The following is a 12,305-nucleotide window of genomic DNA, read 5'->3' as shown; positions in this document are numbered from 1 at the left end:
GTGAGGGTCCGAGATTACGAGACGGTACGTCTCGTCCCTTCGGTGGAGTTGAAAGGAGCCTCACATGGCCCGGAGCGGAAACATGCTGGGAGTCGGCGGCCCGCGCCGAAACCTCGGCCGCAAGGCCCTGCGCGGAGGCGGGCAGAACGGCCGGATCGGCGGCGGTCTGGACCCACAGGCCCAGAAACGGGAGCTGCTGCGCAAGCTCCAGGAGAGGCAGGCGGAGGAGGAGACGCGGGACGAGGAGACGTCCTAGCAGGGCACCGCCGGCGGCGTCACCGCGTCGCCGGCGGCCAGGCGTCGCCCCAGTCCGTGTCGCGGGCCGTCTTGTAGAGGTCGCCGTGCCGTTTCGTGATCGTGGTGCGGTGCAGGGCGGGGTCGGTCTCGCACAGGTCGAGCAGGACCTGGCCCTTGCGGATCTGGGGTTTGCGGACGACTCGGGCGGGGGCCGGGGTGGCCGGGAGGCGGGTGGCGGCGACGTAGCTGAACTTCTCGTCCTCGTAGGCGAGTGAGCCGCCCTTGACCCGGCGGTGCAGGGACGAGCGGCTGACCCTCGCCGAGAAGTGGCACCAGTCCGTGCCGGGGACGATGGGGCATGCGGCGCTGTGCGGGCAGGGGGCGGCGACGCGGAAGCCGGCGGCGATGAGGCGGTCGCGGGCCTCGATGACGCGGGTGTAGCCGTCCGGGGTGCCCGGTTCGACGATCACCACGGCCCGGGCGGCGGAGGCGACGGTGTCGAGGAGGGTGGCGCGGTCGGGAGCGGTGAGTTCGTTGAGGACGTAGGAGACGGTGACCAGGTCGGCCGGGTCCAGGGTGAGCGCGGAGCCGATGCGGGCGCGCTGCCAACGGGCTTTGTCCAGCGTCGGGTTGGCGGCCGCGATCTCCCGGCCGATGGCCAGGGCGGGCTCGGCCCAGTCCAGCACGGTGATGTCGCGCTCGCCGGGCCAGGTGGTGGAGACGGCCCAGGTCGCGGCGCCGGTTCCGCCGCCCACGTCGGTGTGGCTCGCCGGGGTCCAGTCCGGGACGGCCCGGGCGAACGCCTCCAGTGCCGAGTGGACCGCCTCGAAGGTGGCGGGCATGCGGTACGCGGCGTAGGCCGCCACGTCCGCGCGGTCGCGGAGGATGGGGGCGTCGGTGGGGGTGGCGCCCCGGTAGTTGGCGATCAGCCGGTCGACGGCCTGGGCGGCCTGGCGGGGCGGAAGGCCGTCGAGGAGGGTGGCGAGGGCGATGCGCAGGGTCTCGGCCGACGGGGGGACGGGGGCGTTCACCCGGCGATTCTATGAGGGTGGGCCCGGTGGTCGCGGCCCCGGCATTCCTCGCCCCCGCCGCCCTTACCCGTCCCATCCCTGGGGGCTGCGCCCCCAGCCCCTCGCTTCGGCCCTGAACGGGCCTCGTCCTCAAACGCCGGACGGGCTGAATTCAGCATCTCGCGTACCGCTAGCGGCCCTGTACCGCCCGTGCCACCCTCGTCCCCGCCCTCGCCCGCGGCCTGCTGTCCGCTCCCCGGCGTCGCGGATGCACCGTGTTCGCCAGCAGGATCAGGAACGTGTCCGTGGCCGGGTCCAGAACCAGGGACGTCCCCGTGAAGCCCGTGTGCCCGGCCGCCCCCCGCCCCGCCAGCTCACCCATGAACCACGGCTGATCGACCGCGAAGCCGAACCCGGGCGGGGTCAGCAGGAGTTCCACGAAGTCAGGGCCCAGGACGCGGGCCGGGCCGTACGCGCCGCCCGACAGCAGGGCGCGGCAGAACACCGCGAGGTCGCGGCCGGTGGAGAACAGGCCCGCGTGGCCCGCGACGCCACCCAGCGCCCAGGCGTTCTCGTCGTGGACGACCCCCCGCAGCATGCCCCGGTCCGCCTTGGCCCAGGGCCGGCGCTGGTCCTCGGTCGCCGCAGCACCCGGGCAGGGGCCGAAGTGGGTCGCGGTCATGCCCAGCGGGCGGGTGATGCCGTCATGGATCAGGACGTCGAGGGTGCGGCCGGTGATGCGTTCCAGGACGTGCTGGAGCAGCAGCATGTTCAGGTCGGAGTAGCAGTACGTGCCGGGGACGCCGATCGGCGCCTCCGCGCGCAGCCTCTCCAGTCGCTCCGCGTCGTCCGCGCAGTCGTACAGCGGGAGTTCGGGCCGCAGCCCGGAGGTGTGCGTGAGGAGCTGGCGCACCGTGATGTCGTGCCGGGCCGCCGCCCGGAAGTCCGGCAGATACGCCCCGACCCGCGCGTCGATGCCCAGCGTGCCGCGCTCGATCTGCTGCACCGCCGCGACCGAGGTGAAGAGCTTGGTGAGGGAGGCCAGGTCGAAGGGGGTGTCTGGGGTCATCGGGACGCGGGAGTCGGGCGGGAGTTCCTCCCCCGACTCCTTCTCCTCGTCGTAGGAGGCGTACCGCACCGCCCAGCCCATCGCCTCCTCGACGGCGAGGAACGGCCCCCGCCCCACGATCAGCACCGCTCCGGCCGCCCAGGGACGTGAGCCGGTGGTGAGGTCGTGGACCTCGCGGACGAGATGTCGGATCTCCTCGGGGTCGAGTCCGGCCCTTTCCGGCGTGTCCCCGCGCAGTCTCGGCGCGCTCAGCTCCCTGCTCCCTCCGCGACCGAACGTCCATCCGTACGCCCATCCGCACGTCTGTTCCAAGGACGGCACATTCCCATGAAGCAGGCCAGCGCCACCAGTGCTGCGGCCAGTTGGACGACGGCCATCGGGACGGCCGTGTCCTCGCCCGCGATGCCCACGAGGGGTGATGCGACGGCGCCGATGAGGAAGGAGGACGTACCGAGGAGTGCGGAGGCGGACCCGGCGGCGTGCTTGGTGCGCTGGAGTGCGAGGGCCTGTGTGTTGGGGAGCGTGATGCCCATCGCGGACATCAGGACGAACAGCGCGGCGGCCACCGGCGCCAGTTGGACCTCGCCGAACACGCCGAGGGACATCAGCAGCAGCGCAGTCGCGGCGAGGATGACGATCACCAGTCCCACGCCCAGCACCCGGTCCAGGCTCACCCGCCCCACCAGCACCTTGCCGTTGATCTGGCCGAGCACCACCAGCCCGACCGAGTTGAGCCCGAACAGCAGGCTGAAGGTCTGCGGGGAAGCGCCGTAGATCTCCTGGATCACGAAGGGAGACGCCGAGATGTAGGCGAAGAGGGCCGCGAAGGCGAAGCCTCCCGCCAGCGTGTATCCGGCGAACGCGCCGTCGGCGAGCAGACCGCGCATCGCGCGCAGGGCCTCGCCCACCCCGCCGGCGTGCCGGTCCTCGGGCGGCAGGGTCTCCGGGAGCCTGCGCCAGACGAGACCGGCCAACAGCACCCCGACCACCGTCAGCACGACGAACACGCCCCGCCAGTCCGTCACCCGCAGGATCTGCCCGCCGATGAGGGGCGCCACGATCGGCGCGACGCCGGAGATCAGCATCAGGGTCGAGAAGAAGCGGGCCATGGCCAGGCCGTCGTAGAGGTCGCGGACGACCGCCCGTGCGATCACGATCGCCGCCGCGCCCGCGAGCCCCTGCGCCAGCCGGAACGCGACCAGTGACTCGACGGTGGGCGCGAGGGCGCACAGCGCGGTGGCCACGACGTAGACCGCGAGGCCCGCCAGCAGCGGGCGTCTGCGGCCCCAGCGGTCGCTCATCGGGCCGACCACCAACTGCCCGAGCGCCATGCCGGCGAGGCAGGCGGTGAGGGTGAGCTGGACGGTCGCGGCGGGCGCGTGCAGGGAGCCGGTGACCTCGGGCAGCGCCGGGAGGTACATGTCCATCGCCAGCGGGGGCGTGGCCGTCAGACCGCCGAGGATGAAGGTGACGAGGAGGCCAGTGGTGCGCAGGGAACGGGTGGGCGGTCGGTCCGTCCTCGATACCGCCGACTGCGAGACGTCCGGTATCGGCCCCCCTCGGTCGCCCATGTGCCCCTCCCTCTCCGAGTGATCCGCCCTCTATGCTCTCAGCTCGTACAGAGTGCCTAAGGTCACATGAGCGAGGGGTGGGGCCGCGATGGCCGAGCAGAGCGTGCGGTGGGGGATTCTGGCGACCGGCGGGATCGCGACCGCGTTCACCGCGGATCTCGTGGATCTGCCCGACGCCGAGGTGGTGGCCGTCGCCTCGCGGCGGCAGGACTCCGCCGACGCGTTCGCCGAGCGCTTCGGCATCCCCCGCGCCTACGGCGACTGGACCGCGCTCGCCGAGGACGGCGACATCGATGTCGTGTACGTCGCCACCCCGCACTCGGCGCACCGCGAGGCCGCCGGGCTGTGCCTGGAGGCGGGGCGGAACGTGCTGTGCGAGAAGGCGTTCACGCTGAACGCTCGCGAGGCCCGGGAACTGGTCGCACTGGCGAAGGCGCGCGGGAGCTTCCTGATGGAAGCGATGTGGATGTACTGCAACCCGCTGGTCCGACGGCTCAAGGCCCTGGTGGACGACGGCGCGATCGGCGAAGTGCGCCATGTCCAGGCCGACTTCGGGCTGGCCGGCCCCTTCCCGCCCGCGCACCGGCTGCGCGACCCGGCACAGGGCGGCGGCGCCCTGCTCGACCTCGGCGTGTACCCGGTCTCCTTCGCCCAGTTGCTGCTCGGGGAACCGTCGGACGTGACGGCTCGCGCGACGCTGTCCGCGGAGGGCGTCGACCTCCAGACCGGTGCCCTGCTCTCCTGGGACGGCGGCGCGCTCGCCTCGGTGCACTGCTCGATAGTCGGCGGTACGGCGACCGCCGCGTCGATCACCGGCTCGGCGGGGCGTATCGACGTGCCGAGCGGCTTCTTCTTCCCGGACCGCTTCGTGCTGCACCGGGACGGCCGTGACCCCGAGGAGTTCACGGCCGACCCGGCCGACGGGCCTCGCAACAGCCTGCGGCACGAGGCCGCCGAGGTGATGCGGGCCCTGCGCGCCGGCGAGAGTGAGTCGCCGCTGGTCCCGCTGGAGGGCACGCTCGCCGTGATGCGGACGCTCGACGCGATCCGGGACCGCGTCGGCGTCCGCTACCCGGGCGAGGAGACCGCCGGCGAAGCACCGGAACTCACGCCGGCGTAAGCCCCTGCGAGCCCACCTGCGTGACGAAGGACGCGGCCGTCGCGAGGGGCGCCCCGGGCGTGGTCACGTACGGCACCGTCTTGAAGTCGGCCCGCGCGAGCTGCTGTCCCAGCGCGACGGTCACGTAGCCGCGCCGCCCGTTGTAGAACCGCATGTGCGGGTTGGCCTTCATGTAGGTGTCCCAGTTGGCGGGCCTGTCGGTGCCGTCGCGGCCGCTGGCGATCGACGTGGCGACGATCTCCGTGCCGAGGGTGGCGGAGTCGGGGGCGTCGAAGTCGTCCTTGATGTCGAAGCCGTAGCCGACATGGACGTCACCGGTGAGGACCATCAGGTTCTCGACGCCGGCGGCCTTGGCGCCGTCCAGCACCCGGCGGCGGGAGGCGCGGTAGCCGTCCCAGGCGTCCATCGACACCCGTGACGGCTCGGTGAGGTCGAACTTGCGCTGGGCGAAGGTGACCTGCTGCGGTACGACGTTCCACAGCGCCGCCGAGTCGCGCCAGCCGTCGAGCAGCCAGCGTTCCTGCGTCGCGCCGGTCATGGTGCGCGCCGGGTCGTCGACCTCGGGGCCGGGGATCTGGGAGCCGTCGCCGTAGGCCTGGTTGGAGCGGTACTGCCGGGTGTCCAGGACGTCGAACTGGGCGAGGCGGCCCCAGTGCAGGCGGCGGTAGAGCTGCATGTCGGGGCCGGTGGGCCGCTGGGGCAGACGCAGGGGCTGGTTCTCCCAGTAGGCGCGGTAGGCGGAGGCCCGGCGCAGCAGGAACTCCTCCGGCGGGACGCTGTTCTCCGGGACGTCGTCGGCGTAGTTGTTCTCGGTCTCGTGGTCGTCCCAGGTGACGACGAACGGATGCGCGGCGTGCGCGGCCCTCAGGTCCGGGTCGGACTTGAACAGGGCGTAGCGCAGCCGGTAGTCCTCCAGGGTCATCGTCTCGCGGTTGAAGAGCGCGGGGAGCGTGCGGTCGGTGTAGTTGCGGTAGCCGCCGACGGAGTTGACCGCGTACTCGTACAGGTAGTCGCCGAGGTGGAAGACGACGTCCACGTCGTCCTGCGCGAGATGGCGGTACGCCGTGTAGTAGCCGTCGGTGTAGGCCTGGCAGGACACGGCGGCGAGGGTGAGGGTACTCGCCACGGCGGTGCGGGCCGGGGCGGTGCGGGTGCGGCCCGTCTCGCTGATCCAGGTGCCGGCGCGGAAGCGGTAGTAGTAGACGCGGCCCGCTTCGAGGGCGGCGACCTCGACGTGGACCGTGTGGTGGAACTCGGGGTAGGCGATGGCCGCGCCGCGTCTGGCGATCCGGGTGAAGCCCTCGTCGTGCGCCAGCTCCCAGTGCACGGTGATCCGCTCGGCGGGCAGTCCGCTGTCGGGCTGGTACGGGGCGGGGGCGAGGCGGGTCCACAGCAGCACGGAATCGGGCAGCGGGTCGCCGGAGGCGACGCCGAGGGTGAAGGGGTTGTCGGTGATCTTGCGGGCGTCGAACTGGGCGGCGCTCGCGGTGCCCGCGGCCGGCACGTTCACGGCGAAGGCGAGCGCGGCGGCCGCGCCGGTGACGGTCAGGAAGCGGCGGCGCCCGATGTGGCGGGCCGCCGCGCGCAGTTCGGGGCTGTGCTGGGGCAGGTCTGTCGTGATGGTCATCCGGTCCTCCCCTGACTGATGGATGCACGAGGCATTGGAGTCGCCGGGGACGACACTCGCTTGGCGCGTACACAACACCCGGATGGCAGACAGATGAGTTCCGAATGGCGGACCGTCGCGTAGCCTGCGGCCCCATGCCGCATTTCCCGGGGGATAACCCCCGGACCCCCAGCAGAAAGGCAGGTCCCGGCATGGCCGGCACGGAAAGCGCGAGGCAGACCCGAGTCGGGGACCGTCCAACCGGAACACGAGTCGCGGTGGTGACCGGCGCCGGCTCCGGCATCGGCCGGGCGGTAGCGGCAGAACTGCTGCGCGCGGACTGGTCGGTGGCGCTGGCCGGGCGGCGCGTGGAGACGCTGGAGGAGACGGCGGCGCTGGTGCCGGACGGGGCCGCTCTCGCCGTACGGACCGACGTCTCACGCCAGGAGGACGTGGCCGCGCTGTTCGCCGCCACCGTGGAGCGGTTCGGGCGGGTCGACCTGCTGTTCAACAACGCGGGGACGTTCGGGCCGGGCGGGGTGCCGGTGGAGGAGCTGCCGTACGACGCCTGGCGGCACGTGGTGGACACCAACCTCAACGGGGCGTTCCTGTGCGCGCAGGCGGCGTTCCGGCAGATGAAGGGGCAGGACCCGCGCGGTGGCCGGATCATCAACAACGGCTCGATCTCCGCGCACACGCCCCGCCCGCACTCGGTGGCCTACACGGCGACCAAGCACGCGCTGACCGGCCTGACGAAGTCGCTGTCGCTGGACGGGCGGCCGTACGACATCGCCGTGGGCCAGATCGACATCGGCAACGCGGCGACCGACATGACGGCGCGCATGCAGACGGGCGCTCTTCAGGCGAACGGGTCGGTGGCGCCCGAGCCCGTGATGGACGTGGCCGACGTGGCGCGGACCGTGCGGCACATGGCCGAGCTGCCGCTGGCGGCGAACGTGCAGTTCGCGACCGTACTGGCGACGGCGATGCCGTACGTGGGGCGTGGCTGAGAACCGACGGCCGGTAGTTGCCTCCACAACTTGCACAAGTGGAATGTGGAATTCCGCTGCGTCAGTGCTGTTAGACGACTTATGCTCAACTTTGCCTGCACCGAAGCTTCACATTTGGAGCTGGGTGCTTCCGCAGACCAAACCGAGGGGGGTGGACGGCAGCCGTTCCACGACACCGGGTGGGGGTGGATCTCGCGCGGGACCGCGAGATACGCACCGGTGCGTGGAACGGCTGCCGTGCGATCGGCCGGGCGCTCAGCGCCCCAGGATCCGGTCGATCTCGGCCATCTGGCCCTGCGTGAGCGCCCCCTTCTCCAGGGCGCCCGCGTTCTGCTCGGCCTGGACGACGGAACGGAACCCCGGGATCGGCACGGTGCGCGGGCTGCGGGCCCACAGCCAGGCGAGGGCGCCCTGGCCGAGCGTGCGGCCGTCGGAGGTGAGGACGTCCTTGAGCGCGTCGACGCGGGCCAGCCACCGCGGGTCGGCGCCGGACCCGTCCTCGAAGCCCTTCAGCCACTCGGGCGGCCGGCTGCGGATGTCCCCGGCCTCCAGGGCCTGGCCGCTCCTGCGCCTGCCGGTGAGCAGGCCCATCGCGAGCGGGCTGCGGTTGACGCTCGCCAGCCCCAGCTCCTCGCACAGCGCGAACATCTCGGGCGCGTCCTGGAGCACGTTGGCCATGTGCTGTACGGCCGCGCAGTGCTCCCCGCTTGCGAAGACGGCGGCGCGGGCGGGGTCGTCGGTGCTCCACGCATAGGCGCGGATCAGCCCCTCGCGCACGAACTCCTCGCAGAGGTCGCGCAGTTCGGCGGCGCGCTGCGGGTCCGCGTCGGACAGGTGGAGCTGATAGAGGTCGATGTGGTCGGTGTCCAGGCGCTTCAGGGACGCGGTCAGCGCGCGGCGGGCGTACTCCGGGGAGTCGTCGGCGCCGGTGAGGGTGCGGGTCTCCTCGTCGAAGACGTTGCCCCATTTGGTGGCGACGACGACGTCGGCGCGGCGCTTGCCGAGGGCGCGGCCCAGGACGCGTTCACTGTGGCCGGCCCCGTAGGTGTCCGCGGTGTCGAAGAAGGTGACGCCCAGGTCGAGGGCGCGCCGGATCGCCCGTACCGACTCCTCGTCGTCGACCTTGCCCCAGCCCAGGGGCTGCCCGTCGGCGGACTGCCACTCACCGCCGATGGCCCAGCAGCCGAAACCGAGAGCGCTTACCCCGATGCCGGTACGTCCCAAAGTCCTCGTGGTCTCCATGAGGTGGGACGTTAGGAGTTGGAGTGCGCGCGAAGGCAAGCCCTCGGGCGGGACTCCCGAAACCGGTTACGCCTGGCCGGTCTCGAAGCGGGAGATCCGGCCGTCCTGCTCGACCTCGAAGTGCCATTGGGTGCGCATCTCGCCGTAGGTGTCGTTGCGGTAGCTGGCGAGGAGGTCGCGGCCGTTGTTCGACTCGTTGTCGACCTCCATGTGACCGTTGGAGGAGAAGATCTCCCGGTCGACCCAGTCGGCGAGGTCGCGGTCGGTGCCGTCGTCCGCCATGGTCGCGCCCGGCGCGAGGATGCTCAGGAAGCCCTCACGGTCGTGGGCGTTGACGGCGGTGACGAAGGCACGGACGGCGGGGTCGCTGAGTTTGGACGTCTGAATCGTCATACCGGTCAGCCTCACACCGGGCCGCACGGCCCGCCACCCGAACGGCGGCGAAGGCAGGCCGGTCGGGTGTCCCTGATGCGACGGTGGACAGCACGGGAGGGGATCTGTTCCTGCTGTCTGCTCCGGGAGTCGCTGTGATTGCTTACGACCGACGTGATCTGGGCCTGCTGATGCTCCGGCTGGGTGCCGGCGGGGTACTGGCCGCGCACGGCACACAGAAGCTGTTCGGCTGGTTCGGCGGGCATGGCATCGAGGGGACCGGCCAGTTCATGGAGTCGGTCGGCTATCGGCCGGGCAAGGCGAGCGCCACGGCGGCGGGGCTCGCCGAGGCCGGCGGCGGCGCGCTGCTGGCGCTGGGGCTGGCGACCCCGCTCGCGGGCGCCGCGGCGGCCGGCGGCATGGCGGGGGCGTCCGCGGTACACGCCCCGAACGGCTTCTTCGCCCAGGAGGGCGGCTACGAGACCGCGGCGACCCTGGGCCTCGCCGCGGCCGGCCTCGCCGTCACGGGCCCCGGCCGGCTCTCCCTCGACCATGCCATGGGCCATCTCTTCGACCGCGGCTGGATGGTTCCCACGGCGCTGGCGGCGACGGCCGCGGTCACGGCACTGGTGGTGGGGGCACGGAACAGGAGGCTGGACAAGCCGGACAGGAACAACGGGTTCGATGGGCAGGAGCCGTTGTTCGAGGAGTAGTCGGCCTGGTCGGGAGGGGCACGGGTCCTCTGCCAAGCTGCCCGCATGACTGATCAGACCGCCCGTCCCGACACCACCGCCGATCTGTGGGCCCGCATCGACGCCCTGTGGACCTGGCTCGACACCGACCAGCCGATCGGCGGCCGCGAGGGCATGGTGCTGCGCATGCTGAAGCTGTCGGAGGAGGTCGGCGAGGTCGCTCAGGCGGTCATCGGCGCGACCGGCCAGAACCCGCGCAAGGGGGTCACCCACACCTGGGAGGACGTACAGGGCGAACTGTGCGACGTGGTGATCACGGCCCTGGTCGCCCTGCGAACGCTGACGCCGGACACGCGTGAGGTGTTCGGGCGGCATCTGGAGCGGGTGACGGAGCGGTCCTTGGGCCCAACGCCCCTGTAGGGGCGCGGCCGCGACGCCGTTGGAACCCCACAGCGGGTTCGGCGGGTTGAGCCGCTGGGGCGCCCAACGGGCGCTGACGACGGGTCGGTCGCCGTATCTGCTCACGCCTCGCCGCCCTCCACCAGGACCTCGCGCATGCCGCCCTCCGCGCGCCAGCGCCGCAGCAGTTCGTGGAAGGCGACCGGGCCGTCGCCGTACGACTCGCTGCGCTCCCTCGGCCTGCCCTCGTTGTTGTAGTAGCCCGGCGTGCACTCGGCCTGGAACCGGTACAGGTCGGCGGCCTTGCGGCGGATCGTCGCGACCCAGGCGTCCTGCGCCTCGGCGGTCGGCTCGACGCACCGCACCTGCCGCCTGCGGGCCTCTCCGATCACCTCGGCGACGTGCGTGGCCTGCTCGTCGAGGATGTGGACGTAGTTCACGGCGGAGGCGTTCTGGAGCGGGCCCAGGTGGAAGAGGTTGGGGAAGCCCTCGCTGTAGAAGCCGTGCAGCGTCCTCGGGCCGCCGCTCGTCCAGGTCCGCAGCAGATCGGCGCCGCCCCGGCCGTACACCGGCAGCCGCCCGGACAGCACTCCGGAGACGCCGACCTCGAAGCCGGTCGCGAAGACGATGCAGTCGACCTCGTACTCGCCCCCGCCGACCACGACGGCGTTCTCGGTGATCCGCTCCACGCCGTGGGTGTCGGCGGTGTCGACGAGGGTGACGCCCGGCCGGTTGAAGGTCTGCAGGTAGCTGTCGCTGAACGTGGGCCGCTTGCACATGTAGCGGTACCAGGGCTTGAGCCGCTCGGCGGTCTCCGGGTCCTCGACCATGGCGTCGACGCGGGCCCGCAGCTCGTTCATCTTCTGGAAGTCGGCGATCTCGTAGGCGAGTTCGCGCTCCTCGACCGGCACGTCCGCGTAGGCGTCGGTCGGGATGAGCTTCTCCTGGAGCCGGGCCGTGGACGTCCAGGCGTCGTCCACCAGGTCCCCGTCCGTGCGGAGGCCGGTGACGACCCTGAGGAAGTTCTCCCGCCGGTGCCGCTGCCAGCCGGGTTTCAAGGACTCGGCCCATTCCGGGTCGGTGGGCCGGTTGCCGCGTACGTCGACGGAGGACGGGGTCCGCTGGAAGACGTACACGTGCGCCGCGTCCGCACCGAGATGCGGCACCACCTGGATGGCTGTGGCGCCGGTGCCGATGACGGCGACGCGTTTGTCGGCGAGCCCGGTCAGGCCGCCGCCGGCGTCACCGCCGGTGTAGCCGTAGTCCCAGCGGCTGGTGTGGAAGGTGTGCCCGCGGAAGGTCTCGATGCCGGGGATGCCGGGGAGCTTGGCCTCGCTGAGGGTGCCGCTGGAGACGACGACGTACCGCGCCCGCATCCGGTCCCCGCGGTCGGTGCCGACGATCCACTCGGACTCCGCCTCGTCCCAGCGCAGTTCGGTGACCTGGGTCTGGAAGCAGGCGTGGTCGTAGAGACCGAAGTGACGGGCGATGGCCCGGGCGTGCTCGCGGATCTCCTCGCCGGGCGCGTACTTCCACTTCGGGACGTGGCCGAGTTCTTCGAGCAGCGGCAGGTAGATGTACGACTCGATGTCGCAGTGGATGCCGGGGTAGCGGTTCCAGTACCAGGTGCCGCCGAAGTCCCCGCCCTTCTCGACGACCCGGATCTCCCGCACACCGGCCTGCCGCAGCCGCGCCCCGGCGAGCAGCCCGCCGAACCCGCCGCCGACGATCACCGCCTCGACCCGGTCGTGCAGCGCCTCGCGGGTGAACTCCGGGTCGGCGTACGGGTCCTGGCCGTATGTGGCGTACGGGCCGGACTCGCCGGCGATCCGCCGGTACTGCCTGTTGCCGTCGGGCCGGATCCGGCGCTCGCGTTCGGTGCGGTATCTGGCGCGCAGGGCCTCGGGGTCGAAGTCCAGCTCGGTGTCCAGGCTCCTGCTCGCGTCCTGCGGCTCGGGCATGGGTGGGCTCTCCTCG

The 12,305-nt window shown here is 72.0% G+C and carries 12 protein-coding genes; 5 read left to right on the top strand and 7 right to left on the bottom strand.

What is annotated here, in order from left to right:
* Window positions 1-64 precede the first annotated feature (64 nt).
* Window positions 65-256: a DUF6243 family protein gene (locus tag ACZ69Q_RS19710; protein ID WP_471043314.1), complete on the top strand. Its 192-nt coding sequence runs from the start codon at window positions 65-67 to the stop codon at window positions 254-256.
* A 19-nt stretch (window positions 257-275) separates the two neighbouring features.
* Here the strand turns inward: ACZ69Q_RS19710 and ACZ69Q_RS19705 are convergent, their stop codons facing one another.
* From ACZ69Q_RS19705 to ACZ69Q_RS19695, 3 genes are all read right to left on the bottom strand, one after another.
* Window positions 276-1,268, bottom strand: a complete 993-nt coding sequence (locus ACZ69Q_RS19705) for a small ribosomal subunit Rsm22 family protein (RefSeq protein ID WP_471043311.1) — start codon at window positions 1,266-1,268, stop codon at window positions 276-278.
* Between the two features lie 169 nt (window positions 1,269-1,437).
* Complete coding sequence (locus ACZ69Q_RS19700) at window positions 1,438-2,637, bottom strand: serine hydrolase domain-containing protein (RefSeq protein WP_471043308.1); 1,200 nt, start codon at window positions 2,635-2,637, stop codon at window positions 1,438-1,440.
* The gene (locus ACZ69Q_RS19695) at window positions 2,565-3,887 is read right to left on the bottom strand and encodes a multidrug effflux MFS transporter (protein ID WP_471043305.1); all 1,323 of its coding nucleotides are present in this window, start codon (window positions 3,885-3,887) and stop codon (window positions 2,565-2,567) included. The genes ACZ69Q_RS19700 and ACZ69Q_RS19695 overlap by 73 nt, the downstream gene beginning before the upstream one ends.
* Before the next feature lie 88 nt (window positions 3,888-3,975).
* Here ACZ69Q_RS19695 and ACZ69Q_RS19690 point away from each other — a divergent pair, with 88 nt between their 5' ends.
* Complete coding sequence (locus tag ACZ69Q_RS19690) at window positions 3,976-5,007, top strand: Gfo/Idh/MocA family protein (protein ID WP_471043303.1); 1,032 nt, start codon at window positions 3,976-3,978, stop codon at window positions 5,005-5,007.
* On the opposite strand, the gene ACZ69Q_RS19685 is transcribed toward ACZ69Q_RS19690, so the two are convergent.
* A complete protein-coding gene (locus ACZ69Q_RS19685) occupies window positions 4,994-6,634 on the bottom strand; it encodes an alkaline phosphatase D family protein (RefSeq protein ID WP_471043300.1) in 1,641 nt (546 codons plus the stop codon). The two genes, ACZ69Q_RS19690 and ACZ69Q_RS19685, sit on opposite strands and share 14 nt — an antisense overlap.
* Before the next feature lie 191 nt (window positions 6,635-6,825).
* On the opposite strand from ACZ69Q_RS19685, the gene ACZ69Q_RS19680 reads away from it, so the two are divergent.
* Window positions 6,826-7,623: an SDR family oxidoreductase gene (locus ACZ69Q_RS19680; protein ID WP_471043298.1), complete on the top strand. Its 798-nt coding sequence runs from the start codon at window positions 6,826-6,828 to the stop codon at window positions 7,621-7,623.
* 255 nt (window positions 7,624-7,878) lie between these two features.
* On the opposite strand, the gene ACZ69Q_RS19675 is transcribed toward ACZ69Q_RS19680, so the two are convergent.
* Window positions 7,879-8,865 carry an aldo/keto reductase gene (locus tag ACZ69Q_RS19675; protein WP_471043295.1) on the bottom strand — a complete coding sequence of 329 codons (987 nt, stop codon included), beginning with the start codon at window positions 8,863-8,865 and terminating at the stop codon, window positions 7,879-7,881.
* A gap of 66 nt (window positions 8,866-8,931) precedes the next feature.
* On the bottom strand, window positions 8,932-9,258 hold the full coding sequence (locus ACZ69Q_RS19670) for a nuclear transport factor 2 family protein (protein ID WP_471043292.1): 327 nt from the start codon (window positions 9,256-9,258) through the stop codon (window positions 8,932-8,934).
* Window positions 9,259-9,392: 134 nt separating this feature from the next.
* Between ACZ69Q_RS19670 and ACZ69Q_RS19665 the strand changes: the two genes are divergently transcribed.
* Both ACZ69Q_RS19665 and ACZ69Q_RS19660 read left to right on the top strand, forming a co-directional pair.
* Window positions 9,393-9,950, top strand: coding sequence for a DoxX family membrane protein (locus tag ACZ69Q_RS19665; protein ID WP_471043289.1), 558 nt, complete (start codon window positions 9,393-9,395; stop codon window positions 9,948-9,950).
* 45 nt (window positions 9,951-9,995) lie between these two features.
* Window positions 9,996-10,349 (top strand): MazG-like family protein, encoded by a 354-nt coding sequence (locus tag ACZ69Q_RS19660; protein ID WP_471043286.1) that lies wholly within the window; start codon window positions 9,996-9,998, stop codon window positions 10,347-10,349.
* 101 nt (window positions 10,350-10,450) lie between these two features.
* Here ACZ69Q_RS19660 and ACZ69Q_RS19655 read toward each other — a convergent pair whose 3' ends face one another.
* Complete coding sequence (locus ACZ69Q_RS19655; RefSeq protein WP_471043284.1) at window positions 10,451-12,289, bottom strand: flavin-containing monooxygenase; 1,839 nt, start codon at window positions 12,287-12,289, stop codon at window positions 10,451-10,453.
* Window positions 12,290-12,305: the final 16 nt, after the last annotated feature.

It is taken from the genome of Streptomyces sp. NPDC036764 (assembly GCF_055609385.1).
The sequence above is the reverse complement of the archived record's forward strand: the minus strand, read 5'-3'. Positions and strand labels throughout refer to the sequence as shown.

Bases quoted from the DNA above. Each gene is read 5' to 3' on its own strand.
- ACZ69Q_RS19710 (WP_471043314.1), top strand. From the start codon at position 65: ATGGCCCGGAGCGGAAACATGCTGGGAGTCGGCGGCCCGCGCCGAAAC.
- ACZ69Q_RS19695 (WP_471043305.1), bottom strand. From the start codon at position 3,887: ATGGGCGACCGAGGGGGGCCGATACCGGACGTCTCGCAGTCGGCGGTA.
- ACZ69Q_RS19690 (WP_471043303.1), top strand. From the start codon at position 3,976: ATGGCCGAGCAGAGCGTGCGGTGGGGGATTCTGGCGACCGGCGGGATC.
- ACZ69Q_RS19685 (WP_471043300.1), bottom strand. From the start codon at position 6,634: ATGACCATCACGACAGACCTGCCCCAGCACAGCCCCGAACTGCGCGCG.
- ACZ69Q_RS19680 (WP_471043298.1), top strand. From the start codon at position 6,826: ATGGCCGGCACGGAAAGCGCGAGGCAGACCCGAGTCGGGGACCGTCCA.
- ACZ69Q_RS19675 (WP_471043295.1), bottom strand. From the start codon at position 8,865: ATGGAGACCACGAGGACTTTGGGACGTACCGGCATCGGGGTAAGCGCT.
- ACZ69Q_RS19670 (WP_471043292.1), bottom strand. From the start codon at position 9,258: ATGACGATTCAGACGTCCAAACTCAGCGACCCCGCCGTCCGTGCCTTC.
- ACZ69Q_RS19660 (WP_471043286.1), top strand. From the start codon at position 9,996: ATGACTGATCAGACCGCCCGTCCCGACACCACCGCCGATCTGTGGGCC.
- ACZ69Q_RS19655 (WP_471043284.1), bottom strand. From the start codon at position 12,289: ATGCCCGAGCCGCAGGACGCGAGCAGGAGCCTGGACACCGAGCTGGAC.